Origin of the sequence: Minwuia thermotolerans (genome assembly GCF_002924445.1) — a bacterium.
Taxonomy (GTDB): domain Bacteria; phylum Pseudomonadota; class Alphaproteobacteria; order Minwuiales; family Minwuiaceae; genus Minwuia; species Minwuia thermotolerans.
The window spans coordinates 62,147-82,454 of sequence record NZ_PIGG01000045.1 but is presented as its reverse complement, the minus strand read 5'-3'; the positions used below and the strand labels follow the sequence as shown (position 1 = coordinate 82,454).

Annotated in this window: 18 protein-coding genes and 1 tRNA gene; 13 read left to right on the top strand and 6 right to left on the bottom strand. The window is 67.6% G+C overall.

What is annotated here, in order from left to right:
* The first annotated feature begins 10 nt into the window (after positions 1–10).
* The 5 genes from CWC60_RS14620 to CWC60_RS14600 all read left to right on the top strand — a co-directional run bounded on the left by CWC60_RS14620 (position 11) and on the right by CWC60_RS14600 (position 5,908).
* Positions 11–2,176, top strand: coding sequence for a xanthine dehydrogenase family protein molybdopterin-binding subunit (locus CWC60_RS14620; RefSeq protein ID WP_109794679.1), 2,166 nt, complete (start codon positions 11–13; stop codon positions 2,174–2,176).
* Positions 2,177–2,202: 26 nt separating this feature from the next.
* Positions 2,203–2,664: a (2Fe-2S)-binding protein gene (locus CWC60_RS14615; RefSeq protein WP_109794678.1), complete on the top strand. Its 462-nt coding sequence runs from the start codon at positions 2,203–2,205 to the stop codon at positions 2,662–2,664.
* Between the two features lie 88 nt (positions 2,665–2,752).
* Positions 2,753–3,976, top strand: coding sequence for a diaminopropionate ammonia-lyase (locus CWC60_RS14610; protein ID WP_109794677.1), 1,224 nt, complete (start codon positions 2,753–2,755; stop codon positions 3,974–3,976).
* Positions 3,969–5,156 (top strand): M24 family metallopeptidase, encoded by a 1,188-nt coding sequence (locus tag CWC60_RS14605; RefSeq protein ID WP_109794676.1) that lies wholly within the window; start codon positions 3,969–3,971, stop codon positions 5,154–5,156. The genes CWC60_RS14610 and CWC60_RS14605 overlap by 8 nt, the downstream gene beginning before the upstream one ends.
* On the top strand, positions 5,156–5,908 hold the full coding sequence (locus tag CWC60_RS14600) for a maleate cis-trans isomerase family protein (protein WP_109794675.1): 753 nt from the start codon (positions 5,156–5,158) through the stop codon (positions 5,906–5,908). Before CWC60_RS14605 ends, CWC60_RS14600 begins: the two co-directional genes overlap by 1 nt.
* Here the strand turns inward: CWC60_RS14600 and CWC60_RS14595 are convergent.
* On the bottom strand, positions 5,898–6,779 hold the full coding sequence (locus CWC60_RS14595) for a bile acid:sodium symporter family protein (RefSeq protein WP_109794674.1): 882 nt from the start codon (positions 6,777–6,779) through the stop codon (positions 5,898–5,900). The two genes, CWC60_RS14600 and CWC60_RS14595, sit on opposite strands and share 11 nt — an antisense overlap.
* Positions 6,780–7,021: 242 nt before the next feature.
* On the opposite strand from CWC60_RS14595, the gene dctP reads away from it, so the two are divergent.
* The 3 genes from dctP to CWC60_RS14580 all read left to right on the top strand — a co-directional run bounded on the left by dctP (position 7,022) and on the right by CWC60_RS14580 (position 10,168).
* Positions 7,022–8,068 carry a TRAP transporter substrate-binding protein DctP gene (dctP, locus tag CWC60_RS14590; RefSeq protein WP_109794673.1) on the top strand — a complete coding sequence of 349 codons (1,047 nt, stop codon included), beginning with the start codon at positions 7,022–7,024 and terminating at the stop codon, positions 8,066–8,068.
* Positions 8,069–8,208: 140 nt separating this feature from the next.
* Positions 8,209–8,799: a TRAP transporter small permease subunit gene (locus tag CWC60_RS14585; protein ID WP_206419949.1), complete on the top strand. Its 591-nt coding sequence runs from the start codon at positions 8,209–8,211 to the stop codon at positions 8,797–8,799.
* 22 nt (positions 8,800–8,821) lie between these two features.
* Positions 8,822–10,168, top strand: coding sequence for a TRAP transporter large permease (locus tag CWC60_RS14580; protein ID WP_109794797.1), 1,347 nt, complete (start codon positions 8,822–8,824; stop codon positions 10,166–10,168).
* Positions 10,169–10,274: 106 nt separating this feature from the next.
* Here the strand turns inward: CWC60_RS14580 and CWC60_RS14575 are convergent.
* The 3 genes from CWC60_RS14575 to CWC60_RS14565 form a co-directional block, all read right to left on the bottom strand.
* Positions 10,275–10,350, bottom strand: a tRNA-Ala gene (locus tag CWC60_RS14575).
* Between the two features lie 80 nt (positions 10,351–10,430).
* Positions 10,431–11,723 (bottom strand): O-acetylhomoserine aminocarboxypropyltransferase/cysteine synthase family protein, encoded by a 1,293-nt coding sequence (locus CWC60_RS14570; RefSeq protein ID WP_109794672.1) that lies wholly within the window; start codon positions 11,721–11,723, stop codon positions 10,431–10,433.
* Between the two features lie 305 nt (positions 11,724–12,028).
* Positions 12,029–12,772 carry a TVP38/TMEM64 family protein gene (locus CWC60_RS14565; RefSeq protein WP_109794671.1) on the bottom strand — a complete coding sequence of 248 codons (744 nt, stop codon included), beginning with the start codon at positions 12,770–12,772 and terminating at the stop codon, positions 12,029–12,031.
* A 66-nt stretch (positions 12,773–12,838) separates the two neighbouring features.
* Here CWC60_RS14565 and CWC60_RS23675 point away from each other — a divergent pair, with 66 nt between their 5' ends.
* Together CWC60_RS23675 and CWC60_RS14555 are read left to right on the top strand one after the other, a co-directional pair.
* Positions 12,839–12,991 carry a hypothetical protein gene (locus CWC60_RS23675; protein WP_164516557.1) on the top strand — a complete coding sequence of 51 codons (153 nt, stop codon included), beginning with the start codon at positions 12,839–12,841 and terminating at the stop codon, positions 12,989–12,991.
* Positions 12,988–13,881, top strand: a complete 894-nt coding sequence (locus CWC60_RS14555; protein ID WP_109794669.1) for an alpha/beta hydrolase — start codon at positions 12,988–12,990, stop codon at positions 13,879–13,881. Before CWC60_RS23675 ends, CWC60_RS14555 begins: the two co-directional genes overlap by 4 nt.
* Before the next feature lie 22 nt (positions 13,882–13,903).
* Here CWC60_RS14555 and polA read toward each other — a convergent pair whose 3' ends face one another.
* Both polA and CWC60_RS14545 read right to left on the bottom strand, forming a co-directional pair.
* Entirely contained in the window at positions 13,904–16,681 is a 2,778-nt protein-coding gene (gene polA, locus CWC60_RS14550) for a DNA polymerase I (protein ID WP_109794668.1), read from the bottom strand.
* Positions 16,682–16,770: 89 nt separating this feature from the next.
* A complete protein-coding gene (locus CWC60_RS14545) occupies positions 16,771–16,956 on the bottom strand; it encodes a zinc-finger domain-containing protein (protein ID WP_109794667.1) in 186 nt (61 codons plus the stop codon).
* A gap of 191 nt (positions 16,957–17,147) precedes the next feature.
* Here CWC60_RS14545 and CWC60_RS14540 point away from each other — a divergent pair, with 191 nt between their 5' ends.
* The 3 genes from CWC60_RS14540 (at position 17,148) to CWC60_RS14530 (ending at position 20,305) form a co-directional block, all read left to right on the top strand.
* The gene (locus CWC60_RS14540; RefSeq protein WP_206419946.1) at positions 17,148–18,101 is read left to right on the top strand and encodes an ABC transporter ATP-binding protein; all 954 of its coding nucleotides are present in this window, start codon (positions 17,148–17,150) and stop codon (positions 18,099–18,101) included.
* The gene (locus CWC60_RS14535) at positions 18,098–19,474 is read left to right on the top strand and encodes an MATE family efflux transporter (protein ID WP_109794665.1); all 1,377 of its coding nucleotides are present in this window, start codon (positions 18,098–18,100) and stop codon (positions 19,472–19,474) included. Before CWC60_RS14540 ends, CWC60_RS14535 begins: the two co-directional genes overlap by 4 nt.
* 135 nt (positions 19,475–19,609) lie before the next feature.
* Positions 19,610–20,305, top strand: coding sequence for a response regulator transcription factor (locus tag CWC60_RS14530; RefSeq protein ID WP_109794664.1), 696 nt, complete (start codon positions 19,610–19,612; stop codon positions 20,303–20,305).
* The last annotated feature ends 3 nt before the right edge of the window (positions 20,306–20,308 follow it).

The following is a 20,308-nucleotide window of genomic DNA, read 5'->3' as shown; positions in this document are numbered from 1 at the left end:
GCGGCGCGCCATGGCAAGGTCTCAGAGCCTCGACAGACGGCAGTTTCTGAGCCTGGGCGCGTTGTCGGCGGCCGGGCTGCTGATCGGCTGCAGTCCGGAACTCGATACCATCGACGCCTTCTCGGAGACCGACGGGAAGGAAGCCTTCCGCAACGCCTGGCTCCACATTGACGGCGACGGCGCGATCACATTTTTCGTGCCGGCCTCGGAGATGGGCCAGGGTGTGCAGACCGCGCTCACCATGATCGTCGCCGAGGAAATGGACGCCGACTGGACCGTCATCCGCAAGGTGTTCGCGCCCTATCACGCCGCCTTCGACAATCCGGACTACATGGTCCAGGTGACCGGCGGCAGCAATTCGGTGACCAGCCATTGGGAGAAGCTCAGGAAGCTGGGCGCGGCCGCGCGCATGATGCTGGTGGAGGCCGCCGCGGAGAGCTGGGACGTGGCGGCCACGGACTGCACCACTGACGTGTCGACGGTCCGTCATCCGGACGGCCGGTCGGCAGGCTATGGCGAGCTCGCCGCCGCGGCGGCCGGGCTCTCGCCGCCTTCGGATCCGCCGCTCAAGGACGCCGCCTCCTTCCGGCTGGTGGGTCAGCCGGTCCGGCGGCTCGACACGCCGGGCAAGATCAGCGGCGCGCCGATCTATGGCATCGATGTCCGGCTGCCGGACATGCTCTACGCGACCGTGGCCCAGTCGCCAGTCGTCGGCGGAACCATCGCGGGAATGGACGAAGCCGCCGCCCTGGCCTCGCCCGGGGTGCGGGCCGTGGTGCCGATCCACAACGGCGTCGCCGTCGTTGCCGACAGTTTCTGGCGCGCGAAGAAGGGACTCGAGGCGCTCTCGGTCGCCTGGGACGACGGGCCCAATGCGGACGAGAGCAGCGCGCGCTTCACCGGGGCGATGAAGGCGTCGCTCGCCAAAATGGCCACGCGGGATTTCGAGGGTGCCGCCCATCACCTGGATGTTGAATACCAGACGCCGCTGCTGGCGCATCAGCCGCTGGAGCCGATGAACTGCACCGCCCACGTGACGGCGGACTTCTGCCGGGTCTGGGCGCCGACCCAGAACCAGCAATCGGCCTCGGCCGCGATCCGGGAGGTCACGGGACTGCCGAAGGACCGGATCGAGATCAACACCACGCATCTGGGCGGCGGCTTCGGGCGGCGTCTCGAGAGCGATTTCGTCCGCCAGGCGGTGACCGTTGCCAGGGCCATCGGCAAGCCCGTGAAGCTGCTCTGGACGCGCGAGGAAGACATGCGCCACGATTTCTACCGCCCGATGTCGCGCGTCCGCTTCCAGATTGCGCTCGGCCAGGACGGCATGCCGACGAACTGGCGCGTCAAGGTCGCAGAGCCTTCGCATTTCGAACGCGCCCTGGACGACAATCTCCCGCATCTCGCCTGGATACCGGTGGAATCGATCATCGGCGACGTCAACATGGGTGCGGGACTCAGCCGCTCCTTCGTCGAAACCAATCCGTTTCCCTACGCGGTCGACGATCTCGACGTCGATACGGAGATCATGGATTTCGCGCTGCCGACGGGCTCACACCGCTCGGTACAGCATTCGCTCTCGGGCTTCTGCAAGGAGGCGGTGGTCGATGAGTGCGCCCACGCGGCCGGGATCGATCCGGTCGAATACCGCCGCCGATTGCTGGCGGGAGAGCCGCGCTATCTCGGCGTGCTGGAGCTGGCGGCGGAAAAGGCGGGTTGGGGCGAGGCGCCGAAGGGCCGTTTCCAGGGTATTGCCGTGCACCGCTCCTTCGGCACCTGGGTTGCGGAGGTCGCCGAGATTTCGGTCGGGGGGAAGGGTGACCTGACGATCCACCGTATCGTCTGCGCGGTCGACTGCGGCCGCGTGATCAACCCGGCCATCGCCGAATCGCAGGTCCACGGCGCCGTGCTCTGGGGTCTGGAAGGGGCGCTGTTCAGCGAGATCACCGTCGAGGGCGGGCGCGTCGAACAGAGCAATTTCCACGACTACCGCGTCATGCATCTGAACGAGGCGCCGCCCGTCGAGGTCCATTTCATCGACAGCGACGCCCATCCGACCGGCCTGGGCGAGCCGGGCACGCCGCCCGCCGCCGGCGCGCTGGTCAACGCGATCTTCGCCGCGACCGGGCGGCGCATCCGGGAGCTTCCGCTGACCCGCCACGGCTTCAGCGTCTGAGACGCCTGCAACGGAGAGACGCCGCCATGTTCACGCTCAACGTCAATGGCCGCAGGCTCCAGGTCGATGTCGAACCCGACACGCCGCTGCTCTGGGTGCTGCGCGACACCGTGGGTCTGGTCGGCACCCGTTTCGGCTGCGGGGCCGGGCTCTGCGGCGCCTGCACCGTGCATCTGGATGGCGTCGCCACCCGGACATGCGTGTTGCCGGTCGAGGCGGTGGGTGAGGCAAGGATCACCACGATCGAGGGGCTGTCGCCGGACAACGCCCATCCGGTGCAGCAGGCCTGGGCGGAGATCGACGTGCCCCAGTGCGGCTACTGCCAGTCCGGGCAGATCATGGCCGCCGCCGCGCTTTTGGCGGAGAACCCGGCGCCGAGTGATGCCGAGATCGATGCGGCAATGACCAACATCTGCCGTTGCGGCACCTACGCCCGCATCCGCCGCGGCATTCACCGCGCCGCGGAGATTCGCGCGGGCAAGGCCTGATCCGGTAGCAGGCGGCTACCCGGGTCCGGTTGCGCCGGCCGGGCCCGACGGTCATGCTCGTCCCTTCCGCAGGCGGAGAGGGGAAAGCATGGCCGGGAAGGCAATCGTCGCCGATCACGTGAAGAGACAGGCCGAACGCGGCCCGTGGCCGGGGGAACTCGACCGCGTGGTCTCGCCGGCGATGTTCGATGAAGCGGCAAAAGAGATCGCGGCCTGGCCCGGGTACCGGCCGACGCCGCTGGCCGAGCTCAACCGCCTTGCCGACCGGCTTGGCCTCGCCGCGGTTCACTACAAGGACGAGGGCGAACGGCTGGGGCTCGGCAGCTTCAAGGCGCTGGGCGGGGCCTATGCCGTCCTTCGACTGGCCGCCGATCATGTCGAAGCTCAGACCGGGTGGCGGCCGGATCCGGCCGCGATCAGGAACGGCGGGCATCGCGATGATCTGCAGGGCCTGACCGTGGTCACGGCGACCGACGGCAATCACGGCCGCTCGGTCGCCTGGGGCGCCGAAATGGCCGGCTGCCGCTGCCGCATCTACATCCATGCCGGTGTCAGCAAGGGCCGCCAGCAGGCCATGGAAGCCTTCGGCGCGGAGGTCGTCCGCATCGAGGGCGACTATGACGAGTCCGTGCGCCTCTGCGCCGGGGAGGCCGAGGCCAATGGCTGGCAGGTGGTCTCCGACACCTCCTGGGAGGGCTACATGGAGGTGCCGCGGCTGGTGATGGCCGGCTATGGCGTGATGGCGGGGGAGACAATGGCGCAGCTGCCGCAGCCGCCGACCCATGTCTTCGTGCAGGCCGGGGTTGGCGGACTGGCGGCGGCGGTCTGTGCGGCCATGTGGCAGCGTCTCGGTCCCGCGCGGCCGCGCTTCGTCATCGTGGAGCCGACCCGGGCGGCCTGCCTCATGGCGACGGCCCGGGCAGGCAGGCCGACGTCCGTAACGCTGGAGGAGGAAACGGTGATGGCCGGTCTCTCCTGCGGCGAGGTTTCCCTGCTGGCCTGGGAGGTGCTCTCGCGCAGCGCCGCCGACTATCTGACCATCGGCGAGGAGAAGGTCGCTCCCGCCATGCGGTTGCTGGCCGCCGGCGCGGCGGGCGGCGGGCCGATCACGGCCGGCGAGTCGGCTGTGCCCGGCCTGATCGGACTGATCGGCGCGGCAGCGGACCCGGACCTGCGGGCGGCAATCGGACTGGACGCCGATTCCCGCGTGCTGCTGTTCGGCTGCGAAGGCGCGACCGATCCGGCGATCTACCGGGAGATCGTCGATGGCAATGGTCCCGGCGCGCGCCTGGAAGACCTGATCGATGGCTGAGCCGGGGGCGGAGCCGGCGCGCGGCTTTACGCCCGACGAACTGGCGGCGCGGACCGCCCGCGCCCAGGCGCTGATGACGGAAGCCGGCATCGACATCCTGCTGCTCACGACCGAGCCCGAGTTCCGCTATTACTCCGGCTTTCTCACCCAGTTCTGGCAGAGCCCGACGCGGCCCTGGTTCCTGCTGGTTCCTGCCGAGGGCAAGCCCGTCGCAGTGGTCCCCTCGATCGGCGCGGAGTGTCTGGCCCGCACATGGCTGGACGACGTCCGCAGCTGGCCCTCGCCCCGCCCCGAGGACGAGGGCGTGACCCTGCTGGCCGACGCGGTGCTGGAACTGGCGGGGCCGAGGGCGCGGATCGGCCTGCCCATGGGGCCGGAAACGCATCTGCGCATGCCGCTCGCCGATCACGCCCGCCTCGTGGCTGGGCTGGAGGACTGCGCCTTCGTGGACGCCGGGGCGATCGTACGGGAGCTGCGCATGACCAAGTCGCCGGCCGAGATCGGGAAGATCGCCCATATCTGCGCCCTCGTCTCCGGCGTCTTCGAGGCGCTGCCCGGTTTCGTGAGCACGGGCATGAGCGAGGCGGAGATCTTCCGCGCCTTCCGCATCGAATGCCTGCAGCGCGGCGCCGATGACGTGCCCTATCTGGTCGGCGGCGCGGCCCCGGGCGGGATCGGCGACATCATCTCTCCGCCGAGCGAGCGGCGAACGGAGCCGGGCGATGTGCTGATGCTGGACACTGGCGCGACCTTCGATGGCTATTACTGCGATTTCGACCGCAACTACGCCTTCGAGCGGGCCGACGACGATGCGCGCCGCGCCTACGCCACCGTCCGGGCCGCCGTCGACGCGGGGTTCGAGGCGGCGCGGCCGGGGGTCACCTGCGCTGAACTTTTCCGCGCCATGCAGGCGGTGCTGGAGCGGGGCGGGGCGCTCGGCAATGATGTCGGGCGCCTCGGCCACGGGCTCGGCATGCAGCTCACCGAGTGGCCTTCCCACCGGCCGGGCGACGAGACCGTGATCCGGCCGGGCATGGTGCTGACCCTGGAGCCGGGGATGACCTTCCGGCCGGGCCGGGTGATGGTGCTGGAGGAGAACATCGTCATCGGCGAGGACGGACCGGCCTGGCTGACCCGGCCCGCGCCGACGGAGCTGCCGGTGATCGGGGAGGGCGGCTGATGCGGCTGGACTATGATGTCGAGGCCGCGCCGCCGCGCCGCGCCGCGCTGGGGCTGATCCTGCTCTCCATCGACGAGACCATCGAGCGCGACTTCCGCCGCCTGCTGCCCGGCGATGTGGCGCTGTTCCACAGCCGGGTGCCGAGCTCGCCGGATCTGACCGCCGAGACCATCCGCACCATGCGCGAGACCCTCCCCGACGCCGCGGCGCTGCTGCCGCAGGCGGCGGCGCTCGACGCCATCGCCTATGGCTGCACCTCCGGCGCGACCGTGCTGGGCGAGGCCGAGGTCGCGCGCATGATCGCCGCCTCGCATCCCGGCACGCCGGTCACCAATCCGCTGACGGCGCTGAAGGCCGCCTGTGATGCGCTGGGCGTCAGGCGTCTCGGGCTGGTCAGCCCCTATGTCGAGGATGTCTCGGACTCGCTACGCGCCGCGCTGGAGGGTCATGGCGTGGGTGTCGCGGCCTTCGGCAGCTTCGGCCAGAAGGAGGAACGGCTGGTCGCGCGCATCGCCAAGCCGTCGATCGTGGAAGCCATGACCGCCATTGGCGCGGCCGCCGATGTCGAGGCCGTCTTCGCCTCCTGCACCAATCTCCGCGCCGTCGATATCCTGGCCGAGGCGGAAGCGGCGCTGGGCAAGCCGGCGCTGGCCAGCAATCAGGTGCTGGCCTGGCACCTGCTCCGGCTGGCCGGCGTCGAGGACCGGGTGGAAAGTCTCGGCTGTCTCGCCGGGGTGGGGCTCAGGGGCTGAGCGGCGCTGCTTTCCGTTGACCGGCGCGGCGCCAGAAGATGAAGGGCAGCGCCACGGCGTACATGGTCAGACCGTAGACGCCGGACGGCAGGCTGAAGGGCGGCAGGCCCGAGGCCTGCTCCACGATCAGCGAACCCACGGTGATGCCCAGCGTGGAGTTCTGGATTCCGGTCTCGATAGCGATGGCGGTGCCCTGGCGCTGCGACAGGCCGGCAAGGCGCGCGAGCCCCAGGCCGATCGCCAGCAGGACGACGTTGAGCGCCACCAGCGACGGGCCGAGACGCGGCAGGTTCTCCACCAGCAGGCTCCAGTTGAGCACGATGGCGCCGATGACAATGAGGACGAACAGCACCAGCGCCAGCACCGAGAGCGGGCCTTCGGCGCGGGCGCTGAAGCCGGGCGCGAAGCGTCGCACGGTCATGCCGATCGCCACCGGCACCGCGGTCATCGCGAACATGGCGAGGCCGAGCGCGGTGACGTCGATCGCCGGCGCGTCGAGGCCCATGAAATGGTCGGCGAAGAAAGCCGCGAGAACCGGCACGGTCAGCACCGAAAGCAGGCTCACCAGGCCGGTCAGCGAGATCGAGAGCGCCAGGTCGCCGTGCGCGAACCGGGTCAGCACGTTCGAGGTCACGCCGCCCGGACAGAGGGCCAGGATCATGACGCCCACGGCCAGCGCCGGCGGCAGGCCGGCGAAGCTCGCCAGCACCCAGGCGACAAGCGGGATGGCCACGACCTGGGAGATCAGGCCGATGACGAAGGCGCGCGGCGCGGTCAGCACGCGGGCGAAGTCGGCCACCGTGAGGCCGAGGCCCAGCGAGAGCATGATGATCGCCAGCGCCAGCGGCAGAAGCTGAATGAAGATGTCCACCTGTATCCCCCGTCCCGGCCGCAAACGACGATGAATCGCGCGGTGGCGTCAAGACTAGTCCGGAAGTGCGCGGTACACGAGCGCCCGCCGCCTCGCCATTGGTACTCGCCTTTCTGCGTATTCCTGATTGCCCTGCCCGCCCGGCGTGTTCATCATGTTGGGAAGAATGAAGAATCAGAAATGATTGCGCATCGGGGCTGCCGGACGGGCCGGCTGTCTCCGCGTGACGAGGGAGGTATCTCATGACCGAGAAGAAGACCGGACTGTCCCGCCGCAAGGCGCTTCTGGGAGGCGCGGCGCTGGCCGCAGCGCCCGCCATCATCGGGTCGGGTTCGGCCCGCGCGCAGGAGAAGATCGTCTGGAAGGTGCAGTCGCACTGGCCGAAGGCCTCCGCTTCCTATGGCGACAGCCTGCAGGTCATCGCCGACGAACTGGCGGAGATCACCAACGGCCGCTTCACCCTGGAACTCCACGGTGCGGGCGAATTCGCCAAGGGCGCCGAGATCTTCCAGATCGTCAAGAAGGGCGTGGTCGAGATGGGCACCCTCTCGCCGGGCTACATCCTGGGCGAGGCGCCGATGGCCGGTCTCTGCCTTGGCGTGCCGGGCACGTTCCGCGAGCCCTGGGAGTTCCAGTACTATCTGAAGAACATGGGCGCAGAGGCCATGTTCAACGAGGAACTGGCCTATCACGGCGTCGTCAGCCGCGCGGAGAAGGTCTATCCGACCGAACTGGTGGTCTCGAAGGAGATCAACGATGCGAGCGACTTCTCCGCCATGAAGCTGCGCTCCTCGGGTTCCTACCTGAAGTACCTGGAGGCCGCTGGCGCTGCACCGCAGTACGTCGCCGGACCCGAGCTCTATCAGTCGCTGGCTTCCGGCGTCGTCGACGGCGCCCACTGGGGCGCGGCGCAGGGCGCCCAGTCCATGTCGTTGTGGGAAGTCGCCAAGTTCCACATGAAGCCGACCATGGGCATGGCCATGGATACGCTGATCATGAACAAGGCGGCGATCGACGCGCTGCCCGAGGATCTGCGTTTCACGCTGATGATGCATCTGGAGAACCGCTTCTGGAAGCGCTGCGCCGAGTATCAGTACAAGGAGATGACGGCGCTGGCGGCCGGCATCGCCGACCACGGCGTCAAGGTGAAGCAGTTCCCCCAGGGTGTGCTGGACAAGTTCGCCGAAGCGTCGCGCGCCATCCTGGAAGAGGAGCGGGCCAAGGGCGGCAACGCCGCGAAGGGCACCGAGATGCTGGTCGAGTTCCTCAAGGTGCTGGGCTACGCCTGACCGCGACATCTGCCGGGGCCGGGGCCGGGGGCAGGGAACCCCGGCCCCGGCGCCTGCGTCCTTCGCCGGTCGGAGCTCCGGACCGATTCCGGGCGACCGGTCGTGCGGAAGTTCGGATCCTGAATTGAGTGGATAGTCACATGGGCGCCATCACGGCGATCGCCCGGATGATCACGACGACCAATCTCTGGATTGCCAGGGTGGTCAACTGGGCGGTCCTGATCCTGTTCGTCCTGCTGCTGGCGGATGTCATCATGCGCAAGGTGGTCGGTGCGCCGATTTCCTGGTCGCAACAGGCCTCGCGGCTGATTTTCGGCGTCTATGCCATCATCGGGGGCGGCTACCTGCTGGCCCGCCGCGAGCACGTCAACGTCGACCTGTTCTACGGCAGTTTTTCGAAGAAGCGGAAGGCGGCCGTGGATATCGCGACCTCGTTCCTGTTCTTCTCCTTCATGATCGTCTTGCTGCCCAACGCCTACGAGATGGCGGCGCAGTCCGTCTGCATGACCGAAGGCGTTCCCCCCTGGTGCAAACCGGAGGTGGATGAACTCGCCATCTGGAAAGCGCCGCTCTGGCCATCGAAATGGATGATCGTCGTGGCCGCCACTTTGCTGTTGCTGCAGGGCATCGTGAAATTCGCCGCTGACGTGTTCATCCTGATGGGCATCGACGTGGACGAGACCGCCTTTGGCCCGATCGCCGATGGCGCGGAGGGCAAGGTCGATGTCTGAAATCGTTGTGGCCTATGCGGCCATGGCCATCGAGTGGAAGACGTTCCTTTTTTTCGGCCTTCTGTTTCTCTTCATCCTGCTGGGCGTGCCGCTGACCTTCGTGCTGGGCGGCCTCAGCGTCATATTCATCTTTGTCGAGTTCCAGGCGAATCCGGCCTCCGACGGCCTCTATCTGGTGGCGTCGAAAATATGGGACCTGATGGAGACATCATCGCTCATCGCGATACCGCTCTACGTCTTCATGGCCATGGTTCTGGAACGATCGGGTGTCGCCCACGACCTCTACCGGATGATGCATCTCTGGTGGGGCGGTCTGCGCGGCGGTCTGGCCATCGGCACGGTGCTGATCTGCACCATCTTCGCGGCCATGTCCGGGATCTCCGGCGCCGCCGTGGTGACCATGGGGACCATCGCCCTGCCGCAGATGCTGTCGCGTGGCTATGACGCGCGGCTGGCGCTGGGCGCGATCAATGCGGGCGGCGGCTGGGGCATCCTGATTCCGCCGTCGATCCTGATGGTGCTCTACGCGCTGATCACGGAAGTCTCGATCGGCAAGCTGTTCGCGGCCGGCGTCGGTCCCGGGTTGCTGCTGTTCGCGCTCGTCTCCGCCTATATCGGCATCCGCTGCTGGTTCCAGCCAAGGCTGGGCCCTTCGCTGCCGGCCGAGGACCGCGGGACCTGGCCCGAGAAATTTCGCGCTCTCAGGTCCGTGCTGCTGCCCATCATGATCATCGTGATGGTGCTCGGGGCGATCTTTTCGGGTCTTGCGACCGTCACGGAGGCGGCGGCGGTCGGCGTGCTCGGCGCTCTGGTCGCCAGCGCGGTCAACCGCAAGCTGAATACGCGGCTGGTGAAGGAAGCCGCCATCCGGACCTTCCGTCTCACCACGCTGATCACCTGGATCGTCTTCGCGGCGCATGCTTATTCCACGGCCTATACCGCGATGGGCGCGGAGAGTTTCATCACGCATCTGACCGAGCAGATCCCGGGCGGCCGCTGGGGCGCCATGCTGTTCATGATGGTCGTGCTGTTCTTCCTCGGCATGGTGCTGGACCCGGTGGGGATCATGCTGATCACGCTGCCGGTCTTCCTGCCGCTTGTGAACGCGCACGGATTTGATCCGGTGTGGTTCGGCATCCTCTTCGTCGTGATGATGGAAATCAGCTACATGACGCCACCATTCGGCTTCAACCTGTTCTATCTCAGATCGGTGACGCAAGCGGATCCGTCCATGCGGCACCTGACCATGAAGGACATCTACTGGTCGGTCGGGCCCTATACGGTGGTTGAGCTGTTCGGCCTGTTCCTTATCGTGCTGTTTCCGGCCATCGCGCTGTGGCTGCCGGACCTGCTGTTCTCGGGGAACTGACGCCGCCCATGTCGTGCCAGCGGCGATGGGCGGCGGACGCCGGCAGGTCGCCGGACACTCAGGTGATTCGCCCGGCGCGGGCGTCGTCGGATTGCGGGAAGGGAATTGGTGGAGCCGAGGGGAATCGAACCCCTGACCTTCGCATTGCGAACGCGACGCTCTCCCATCTGAGCTACGGCCCCACGCGGCCCGGACGGCGTCCGCCGGGCCGCCCGTCTATAGGGGGCGACCCGGCGGACTGTCAAGCGCGTTCGCGGCCCGCTCAGGCCTTGGCCAGCGCCTGTTCCAGGTCGGCCAGGATGTCGTCGATGTGCTCGATGCCGATCGACAGGCGGACATAGGAATCGGAGACGCCGGAGGCCGTCTGCTCCTCGGGCGTGAGCTGGCTGTGGGTCGTGGTCGCCGGGTGGATGGCCAGGCTGCGCGCGTCGCCGATATTGGCGACGTGATAGAACAGTTCGAGCGCATTGATGAACTTCGCGCCGGCGTCCTTGTCGCCCTTGATCTCGAAGCCCAGCAGGCCGCTGTAGCCGCCCTTGAGATGGGCGTCGGCGCGGCGTCTGGCTTCGCCGTCCTGAAGGCCGGGGAAGATCACCTTGTCGACCTTGTCGTGGCCCTTCAGATAGTCCGCGACCTTCGCCGCGTTCTCGCTGTGGGCGCGCATGCGCAGCGGCAGGGTCTCGAGGCCCTGCAGGAACTGGAAGGCGTTGAAAGGGCTCATCGCCGCGCCCAGGTCGCGCAGCAGGGTCACCCGCGCCTTCAGGATGTAGGCGATGGGACCGAGCGGCTTCACGGCCTCCGCCCAGACGGCGCCGTGATAGCTCGGATCGGGCGTGTTCAGGGCCGGCTGACGCTCCTTGTGGGCTTCCCAGTCGAAATTGCCGCCGTCGACCAGCAGGCCGCCGATGGAGGTGCCGTGACCGCCGATGTACTTGGTGGCCGAATAGACGATGACCGCCGCGCCATGCTCGAACGGCTTGCAGATGATGGGCGCCGCGGTGTTGTCCATGATCAGCGGGATGCCGAAGCCGCGGCCGATCTCGGCGACCTCGGCAATGGGGAACACCTTCAGCTTCGGATTGGGCAGGGTCTCCGCGTAATAGGCGCGGGTCCGGTCGTCGGTCGCGTTGGCGAAGGCCTGCGGATCTTCCGGGTCGACGAAGCGGACTTCGATCCCCTGGTCCTTCAGCGTGTTGGCGAACAGGTTCCAGGTGCCGCCATAGAGGTCGGTCGAGGAGACGATGTTGTCGCCGGCGCGGGCGAGGTTCTGCACCGCGAAGGCGCTCGCCGCCTGACCCGACGCCAGCGCCAGCGCCGCCGCGCCGCCTTCCAGCGCCGCCACGCGCTGTTCCAGCGCGTCGCAGGTCGGGTTCATGATGCGGCTGTAGATGTTGCCCAGCTCCTTCAGCGCGAACAGGTTCGCGGCATGCTCGGTGTGCTGGAACTGGTACGAGGTGGTCTGGTAGATCGGCACGGCGACCGCGCCGGTCGTCGGGTCGGCGCGGTGTCCCGCATGCAGGACGATGGTTTCCGGGTTCTTCGAATCGAGGCTCATCTCTGGGGCTCCTTTCCACGAGCACAAGGGACCAGCGAGGGGCCGTTACGGCGACGGCGCGTCCCGGTTCGTGTCGGTTCGGGCGGTGGAGACGAAAAAGCCGCCCGATCGGCTGAACCCGGGGCGGCGCTCGGTCCGGAGCAGACCACCTCTTTAGCAGTATTTCTTCGAAGCGGGCTTCCGCTCCCGCGCCCGCAAGCTGGCTCAAATCGGCGCGAAGGGGACGCTATGGAGACCGCGCCGCGCTGTCAAGCGGCGTGTTGTTCTGCTATTTTCACATTATATGTTCGTAAAATAGAATCCGGTCAGGGCTTCGCGCGACGCCGGGCCCGAAACCGCCGCACCGCCACGGGCAGCAGGGCCAGCAGGCCGAGACCGACAAACGCCAGGATCACGTCGGTGGTGAAGATGTCGCCGAGGTCCGGTTCGCCGCCGGCGCGGAAGATGCTGTCCAGGCCGTGGCCGACCTGGGCGTAGACGAAGCCGCCGGGAATGATGCCGATGAAGGTCGCCGCGACATAGGTCCTGAGACGCACGCCGAGGAAGGCCGGCGCCAGGTTGACGACGAAGAACGGGAACAGCGGCACCAGGCGCAGGAACAGCAGGTAACTGAAGGCGTTCTCGCGGAAGCCCTCCTCCAGCCGCTTCACGCGGCCGCCGGCGCGGCGGCGCAGGGCGTCGCCCAGGGCGCTGCGGGCGGCGAGAAAGACCAGCGTCGCGCCGATGGTGGCGCCGATCACGGCCCAGACCGTGCCGAAGATGTTGCCGAACAGGAATCCGCCGGTGACCGTCAGCACCGTCGCGCCGGGCACCGACAGCGCCGTTGCGGTGGCATAGACGGCGATGAAGGCGATCGCGGCGAGAACCCGACGCTCGGCGACGAAGGCCTGCAGGGCGTCGCGGTTGTCCCTGATGGCGCGGAAGCTGAGCCATTCGTCCAGGCCGAAGGCGAAGAACGCCGCGATGGCGAGGATCAGCAGCGCCAGCGGCCCGAAGCGGCGCAGGACTCCCGGTCGTTTCGCGCTCTCGCCATTGTGGCTGTCGGTCATGACGTCCTGTCGCTCCGGCGATGGGGAATGGGCCGGCGCTGCGCCGTTCTTCGGAAGGCCTTCACAATGGCGAGGAACCCCGTCGCCGGCAATGTCGCGCCCGCCGCGGCCGGATCAACGCTGCGCGAGGGGCAGGTGAGCGCCGCTGCGGGATTGAGCGCGGCCGGCGGCTGGGTCAAGATCGCGCGGTCCGAACCTGGGGAGGAACTCGACCAATGACCGTGCAGGAACTGAACTCCATCATCGAACTGCTGACCAGCCGCCCGCAGCCGGAGAACCCGCCGCCGGCCGAGATGCGGGAGCGGTTCGAGAAGCTCGCCACCTTCCTGCCGACGCCCGGCGACGCCAGGACCGAGGCCGTCGACGCCGGCGGCGTGCCAGGCGAGTGGGTTTCCGCGCCGGGCGCCAATCAGGACAGGGCCGTGCTGTTCCTGCACGGCGGCGGTTATGTCATTGGCTCCATAAACACCCACCGCACGCTGGCGTACAACCTGTCGAAGGCGGCGGACGCGCGGATCCTGCTGATCGACTACCGCCTGGCGCCGGAGAACCCGTTCCCGGCGGCGGTCGACGATGCCGTGGCGGCCTACAAATGGATTCTGGGCCAGGGCTTCAAGCCGGGAGATATCGCCGTCGCAGGCGACTCGGCGGGTGGCGGCCTGACCATGGCCTTGCTGCTGGCGCTGCGGGACGCGGGCGTGGAACCGCCCGCCTGCGCCGTGCCCATGTCGCCCTGGGTCGACATGGAAGGCGTCGGCGAGAGCATGGCCGCCAATCACGATATCGACCCGATGGTGCAGAAACCGGGCCTCGACCGCATGGCCGGCATGTACCTGAATGGCGCCGACGCGCGTCAGCCGCTGGCCTCGCCGATCCACGCGGATCTCACGGGCCTGCCGCCGCTGCTGATCCAGGTCGGCACCCGGGAAACCCTGGTCGATGACGCGCGCCGGCTGCACCGCAAGGCGCTGGCCGACGGCGTGCAGTCTTCGCTGGAGGAAGCCGGCGGCATGATCCACGTCTGGCACCTGTTCGCGCCGATGCTGTCGGAAGGCCGGGAGGCCATCGATCGGGCGGGCCTGTTCATCCGCACCCGCGCCGGCGCCTGATATCCGCTACGGGCCGATGCGCTCAGTGCGCGTCGGCCCATGAATCGCCGACGCCCGCCTCCACCGTGAGCGGGACGGAGAGGCGCGCCGCGCGCTCCATGGTGGTCTTCACGGCCTTGATGGTGGCGTCGACCTGATCCTCGGGCGCTTCGAAGATCAGTTCGTCGTGGACCTGCAGCAGCATCTTCGCCGCCAGCCCGGCGTCGTCGAGGGCGGCGGGAATGCGGATCATGGCGCGCTTGATGATATCGGCGGCCGAGCCCTGAATCGGCGCGTTGATCGCTGCCCGTTCCGCGAAGCTCCGCCGCGCCGGGTTCTTGTCGCGGATCGTGGCGAGGTGGATGCGGCGACCGTAGAGCGTCTCCACGAAGCCGTGTTCCCTGGCCTGTTCCCGCGCCTGGTCCATGTAGTCCTTCACGCCGGGATAGCGCTCGAAATAGGCGTCGATGAAGCTCTTCGCCTCGCCCTGGGGGATCTGCAGCTGCCGCGCAAGTCCGAAGGGCGAGATGCCGTAGATGATGCCGAAGTTGATCGCCTTGGCCTTGCGCCGCGTGGCGCCGTCCATCTCGGCCAGGGGCACGCCGAAGACCTCCGAGGCGGTGAGCGCGTGAATGTCCGCGCCCTCGGCGAAGGCGCCCTTCAGCGCCTCGATGTCGGCGATATGGGCCAGGATGCGCAGCTCGATCTGGCTGTAGTCAGCCGAGATCAGCTTGCAGCCCTTCTCGGCGACGAAGGCACGGCGGATCTTGCGGCCCTCCTCGGTACGGATCGGGATGTTCTGCAGGTTCGGATCGGACGAGGCGAGACGGCCCGTCGACGCCCCGGCCATGTGATAGGCGGTGTGAACCCGGCCGGTAAGCGGATTGATTTCCTTCTGCAGGGCGTCGGTATAGGTCGACTTCAGCTTGGTGAGCTGGCGCCAGTCGAGCACCCGCCGCGGCAGTTCATGGCCCTGGGCCGCCAGGTCTTCCAGGATGTCCGCGCCGGTGGCGTAGGCGCCGGTCTTGCCCTTCCTGCCGCCGCCGAGGCTCATCCGGTCGAACAGGATCTCGCCGAGCTGTTTGGGGCTGCCGATGTTGAAGCTTTCGCCGGCCAGTGCGTGGATATCGCTTTCGATTTCGGCGGCGCGCAGTTCGAAGTCGTTGGACAGCTCGCGCAGGATTTCCGCGTCGACCTTGATGCCGGCCTGTTCCATCGCCGCGATCACAGGCACCAGCGGGCGTTCGATGGTCTCGTAGACGGTCGCCATGTGCTCCTGCGCCAGGCGCGGCTTCAACACCCGCCAGAGCCGGAAGGTGATGTCGGCGTCCTCGGCGGCGTAGTCGAGCGCCTTGTCCAGCGGCACCCTGTCGAAGGTGATCTGCGCCTTGCCCGTGCCCGCGACCTCCTTGTAGGGGATCGGCGTGTAGTCCAGATGCAGCCGCGAAAGCTCGTCCATGCCGTGGCCGTGGGCGCCGGCGTCCAGCACGAAACTGAGCAGCATTGTGTCGTCGATCGGGTGCATCGGCGCGCCGGCGCGCTGCAGCACCGTGCAGTCGTACTTGATGTTCTGCCCGATCTTGAGAATGCCCGGATCGGCGAACACGGGCCGCAACGCCGCGATGGCGTCAGCGAGCGGAATCTGCTTCGGCGCATCCGCGGCCCCGCCGCCCAGATCGAGTTCGCCGTCCGGCGCCGCGCCGCGGTGGCGCAGCGGGATGTAGCAGGCGTGGCCCGGCGCGGTGGAAAGCGAGATGCCGACGAGATCGGCCGCGACCGCGTCGAGGGAATTCGTTTCCGTGTCCACCGCGACGAAACCGCATTTGCGGATCTCCGCGATCCACTTCTCCAGCGCCGCCATATCCTGAATCAGTTCGTATTCGGCATCTTCCGGCGGCGGCGTTTCGGCGACTTCGTTCAGGGCCTGACCCTCCTCGCCGCCGAAGCGCGCGCGGACCCGGCTGGTCAGGGTGCGGAAGCTCTGCGCCTCGAGGAAGCCGATCAGCGGCGCCGGATCGGGGGCCCCGATGATGAAGCCGTCAATGTCGTGTTCGACCTCGACGTCGCGCTTCAGCCGGACCAGGTCCCGGCTGATCCGCGCAAGCTCGGCATGCTCGATCAGATTCTGACGGCGCTTGGGCTGCTTGATCTCTTCGGCATGAGCGAGAAGGTTTTCGAGGTCCCCATATTCCTCAATGAGTTGCGCAGCGGTCTTGATGCCGATTCCCGGTACGCCCGGCACGTTGTCGGTTGAATCCCCGGCCAGCGCCTGGACGTCGACCACCCGCTCGGGCTCCACGAAGAACTTCTCGCGCACCTCGGCGCGGCCGATCGGGCGGTTCTTCATCGGGTCCAGCATGGTGACGCCGCCGTCGACGAGCTGCATCAGGTCCTTGTCGGAGGAGACGATCACGACGTCATGGCCGTCGGCCTTCGCCTGTTCGGTGTAGGTCGCGATCAGGTCGTCGGCCTCGTAGCCTTCCATCTCGATGCAGGGCAGGCCGAAGGCGCGCACGGCGTCGCGGAACAGCGGAAATTGCGGCACCAGGTCCTCGGGCGGCGGCGGCCGGTTGGCCTTGTAGTCGCTGTAGATCTCGTTGCGGAAACTCTTGGAGGAATGGTCGAAGATGACGGCGAAGTGGGTCGCCTTGCCGGACTGCAGCGTCTCGTCCAGCAGCTTGTAGAGCATGTTGCAGAAACCCGAGACCGCGCCGACATTGGTGCCGTCGGGGCGGGTCAGCGGCGGCAGGGCGTGATAGGCGCGGAAGATGTAGCCCGAGCCGTCGATCAGATAGACCAGATGCTTGCCGTTCTCCGCCATCAGCGCGCCGTCCTTCGGGAATCCATTCGGGCCGGCATTCTAGCCGTTGAGCGCGGACGCGACAGGGTCGATCTGGCCCGGGCGGGCCCTCAGGAACCGGGCTCCTTGCGCTCGGGGCCCTGATAGACGAAATGCCGGCCGCAATAGGGGCAGTCGATCCGGTCGTTGCGGCCCATTTCCAGATAGACGGTCGGATGGCCCAGGGCGCCGCCGCCGCCGTCGCAGGCGACCCGGCGCTTGTCGATCTTCACGGTTTCCGCCGTAGCCACGGTCATCCCCCCAACACTTGTCTCATCCAAGGCGGCGCGATGATACAACCTCGTCCCCGCGGTTCAACAGATTGATCGCGGCGGGGGAAATCGGGCATGGTCCGCGCCCCGACTTCTGCATATATGCAACCATGCCGACCGCGCGACGGCGCAGAACCGTCCGCGGAATCCTGGGGAAACGAACGGACCTGACCGCCATGAGCATCGATCACGCCATCCTGGCCGAGGGCCTGCGCAAGACCTATCGCGGCTCGAAGGGCGAACCCGGCAAGGAAGCCCTCAAGGGCGTCGATCTTTCCGTGCCGCGCGGTTCGTTCTTCGCCCTGCTGGGACCGAATGGCGCGGGGAAGTCCACCTTCATCAACATCCTTGCCGGACTGGTCATCAAGTCCGGCGGCGCCGCCTCGATCTGGGGTCACGACATCGACCGCGCGACCCGGAAGGCGCGCTCGGCCATCGGCGTCGTGCCGCAGGAACTCAATCTGGACGCGTTCTTCACCCCGCGTGAGGTGGTGGAATTCCAGGCAGGGCTCTACGGCGTGCCGAAGAAGGAGCGCCAGACCATGGAGGTCCTCGACGCCATGGGGCTGGCCGACAAGGCCGACGTCTATTCGCGCACGCTCTCGGGCGGCATGCGCCGGCGGTTGCTTGTGGCCAAGGCGATGATCCACCGTCCGCCGGTGCTGGTGCTGGACGAGCCCACCGCCGGGGTCGACGTGGAACTGCGCCAGCAGCTCTGGGGCTATATCCGCCGGCTCAACCAGGACGGCACCACGATCGTGCTGACGACGCATTACCTCGAGGAGGCCGAGGAGCTTTGTGACACGATCGCCATCATCGACAATGGCGAGGTGGTGGTCAGCGAACCCAAGGAACGGCTCGTCCGGCGTCTGGACCGAAAGACCATCGCGGTCCGGGTCGAGGGGGAGGTGGGCGAGCTGCCTGCCGAGCTCAGGCGCATGGGCGCTGAAGTCGATGACGTGGGCTACATCTCCCTGAGCTACAGGCCATCGAAGGACTCCATCGGCGCCATGCTCGCGGCGGTACAGGCGGCGGGCTATCAGATTGTGGATGTCACCACCCACGAGGCCGATCTGGAGGATGTCTTTCTGTCGATTACGCGGCAGGTCAAGAACGACGAAGCGGCATGAGCGCGGACGCCGGGGCCGCCTCCGTCCCGGCAGGCGGCGGCGGATTCGGACGCCATGTCGGCCAGACGCTGAAGCTCGCGGGACCGGTTATCGTCGCCCGTTCGGGTGTGCTCATCATGATGGCTGTCGATACGGCGATGACCGGCCGGGCCGGCGGCGAGGAGCTGGCCTGGTTCGGCATGGGTCTCTCGCCGACCATCGCGCTGACGCTGCTGGGCCTGGGTTTCCTGCTCGGCGTCTCGATCCTGACCGCCCAGGCCGACGGCGCCGGCGAGTCCGGGCGGACCGGCGGCATCTGGCGCACGGGTCTCGTTCACGCCGCGGTTCTCGGCCTGGCGTTCCTGCTGATCTGCCAGTTCGGCGAATTCCTGCTCGGCGCCGTGGGTCACGACCCGGCGCTTGCCGCTGGCGGCGGCGAGGTGATGCGTATGCTGGGCTACGGCCTGCCGGCGGTGATGGTCTTCGTCGCCAGCTCGTTCTTTCTCGAGGGATTGAGCCGGCCGCTGCCCGGCATGGTCATCATGATGGCGGCCAACGTGGTCAATTTCGGCCTCAACTGGGTGATGATCTACGGCAATCTGGGCTTCTCCGGCATGGGCGCCGAGGGCGCGGCCCTGGCCACGACGATCGCCCGCTGGCTCACCGCCTTCGCCATTCTGACCTATATCTGGTGGCTGCCGGACCGCGACCGCTTCGGCATCCGGCGCGCGAGCCTGCCGGAGGCGCGCGTCGGCCGCCGGATGCGGCGACTGGGCTATCCCATGGGGCTGGCGATGTTCGTGGAAGTCGCGGCCTTCACCACGATGATCCAGCTTGCCGGCTTTCTCGGCGGCGATGGCATCGCCGGCTACCAGATCGCCCATAACCTGGTAGCGCTGGTGTTCATGTCGGCCATCGGGCTGGGCGCGGCGACGGGAGTCAGGGTGGGCAACGCCGTGGGCCGCGCCGACCCGCAGGGCGTGCGCAGCGCTCTCGCGGCCGGACTGGGGCTCGTTGTCGCCGCGATGACCGTGCTGGGCGGCAGCTTCCTCGCCATCCCCGAGACGCTGGTCGCGGTCTACACCGCCGACGCCGGTGTCGTCGCCTTCGCCCTGCCGGCGCTGGCTGTGGCGGGAACCATGATGATCTTCGACGGCTCCCAGGCGGTGCTGATCAATGCGCTGCGCGCCCTGGGCGACGTCTGGTTCCCGATGATGGCGCAGATTCTGTCCTTCTGGGTGCTGGCGATCCCTGCAGCCTGGATCATGGCCTTCCATCTGGAGCTCGGGACGGCCGGCCTGATGGGCGGAATCTACATCGGCGTGGTCGCTGCGACGGCGGTCAATGGCTGGCGCTTCCGGCGCATGTCTCACCGCCCGTTGCGCCGCGCCTGAAGCGCCCGGCGGCGCGCCGGACGTTGTAACCGCCCCAATTCGGCCTCATCTTGGACAAATGACGGGCCCGCTTGTGTTCCAGTCAGGTGTCTGGATACCTGCAGGAACAACACGCCGTTCAGGGAGTGACGAGGGGTGAGCGAGACAATTGCACTGGTCGATGACGATCAGAACATCAGGACATCGGTAACCATCGCCCTGGAGGGCGAAGGGTTTCGCGTACGCAGCTTCGGCGACGGTATCGAGGCCCTGCGCGGACTGCAGACCCAGCCCGCGGACCTGGTCGTCCTCGACATCAAGATGCCGCGCATGGACGGCATGGAGGCGCTGACCAAGCTGAGGCGAAATTCCGACGTGCCGGTGATCTTCCTCACCTCGAAGGACGACGAGGTCGACGAGGTGCTCGGCCTGAAGATGGGCGCCGACGACTACATCACCAAGCCGTTCTCCATGCGCCTGCTGGTGGAACGCATCCGCGCAGTGCTGCGCCGCCGCGAAGCGGCCGGCGCCGGCGGCGAGGGGGAGCGGAAGATCATCATCCGCGGCGATCTGATGCTGGATCCGAACCGCCATCACTGCGAATGGCGCGGCCGCGAGATCAAGCTGACGGTGACCGAGTTCCTGATCCTCGAATCGCTCGCAATCCGGCCGGGCCACGTGAAGACCCGCGACCAACTGATGGACGCCGCCTACGAGGAGAACGTCTATGTCGACGACCGCACCATCGACAGCCACATCAAGCGGCTGCGCAAGAAGTTCAAGGCCGTCGACGAAGGCTTCACCGCGATCGATACGCTCTATGGCGTGGGCTACCGGTTCCGCGAAAACTGAACC

Excerpts from the sequence above, each read along its gene's own strand:
- polA (WP_109794668.1), bottom strand. The coding sequence starts at position 16,681 with ATGGCGGAGAACGGCAAGCATCTGGTCTATCTGATCGACGGCTCGGGC.
- CWC60_RS14580 (WP_109794797.1), top strand. The coding sequence starts at position 8,822 with ATGGCCATCGAGTGGAAGACGTTCCTTTTTTTCGGCCTTCTGTTTCTC.
- dctP (WP_109794673.1), top strand. The coding sequence starts at position 7,022 with ATGACCGAGAAGAAGACCGGACTGTCCCGCCGCAAGGCGCTTCTGGGA.
- CWC60_RS14615 (WP_109794678.1), top strand. The coding sequence starts at position 2,203 with ATGTTCACGCTCAACGTCAATGGCCGCAGGCTCCAGGTCGATGTCGAA.
- CWC60_RS14605 (WP_109794676.1), top strand. The coding sequence starts at position 3,969 with ATGGCTGAGCCGGGGGCGGAGCCGGCGCGCGGCTTTACGCCCGACGAA.
- CWC60_RS14535 (WP_109794665.1), top strand. The coding sequence starts at position 18,098 with ATGAGCGCGGACGCCGGGGCCGCCTCCGTCCCGGCAGGCGGCGGCGGA.
- CWC60_RS14620 (WP_109794679.1), top strand. The coding sequence starts at position 11 with ATGGCAAGGTCTCAGAGCCTCGACAGACGGCAGTTTCTGAGCCTGGGC.
- CWC60_RS23675 (WP_164516557.1), top strand. The coding sequence starts at position 12,839 with ATGGCGAGGAACCCCGTCGCCGGCAATGTCGCGCCCGCCGCGGCCGGA.
- CWC60_RS14600 (WP_109794675.1), top strand. The coding sequence starts at position 5,156 with ATGCGGCTGGACTATGATGTCGAGGCCGCGCCGCCGCGCCGCGCCGCG.
- CWC60_RS14565 (WP_109794671.1), bottom strand. The coding sequence starts at position 12,772 with ATGACCGACAGCCACAATGGCGAGAGCGCGAAACGACCGGGAGTCCTG.
- CWC60_RS14545 (WP_109794667.1), bottom strand. The coding sequence starts at position 16,956 with ATGACCGTGGCTACGGCGGAAACCGTGAAGATCGACAAGCGCCGGGTC.
- CWC60_RS14610 (WP_109794677.1), top strand. The coding sequence starts at position 2,753 with ATGGCCGGGAAGGCAATCGTCGCCGATCACGTGAAGAGACAGGCCGAA.
- CWC60_RS14585 (WP_206419949.1), top strand. The coding sequence starts at position 8,209 with ATGGGCGCCATCACGGCGATCGCCCGGATGATCACGACGACCAATCTC.
- CWC60_RS14570 (WP_109794672.1), bottom strand. The coding sequence starts at position 11,723 with ATGAGCCTCGATTCGAAGAACCCGGAAACCATCGTCCTGCATGCGGGA.
- CWC60_RS14540 (WP_206419946.1), top strand. The coding sequence starts at position 17,148 with ATGAGCATCGATCACGCCATCCTGGCCGAGGGCCTGCGCAAGACCTAT.
- CWC60_RS14555 (WP_109794669.1), top strand. The coding sequence starts at position 12,988 with ATGACCGTGCAGGAACTGAACTCCATCATCGAACTGCTGACCAGCCGC.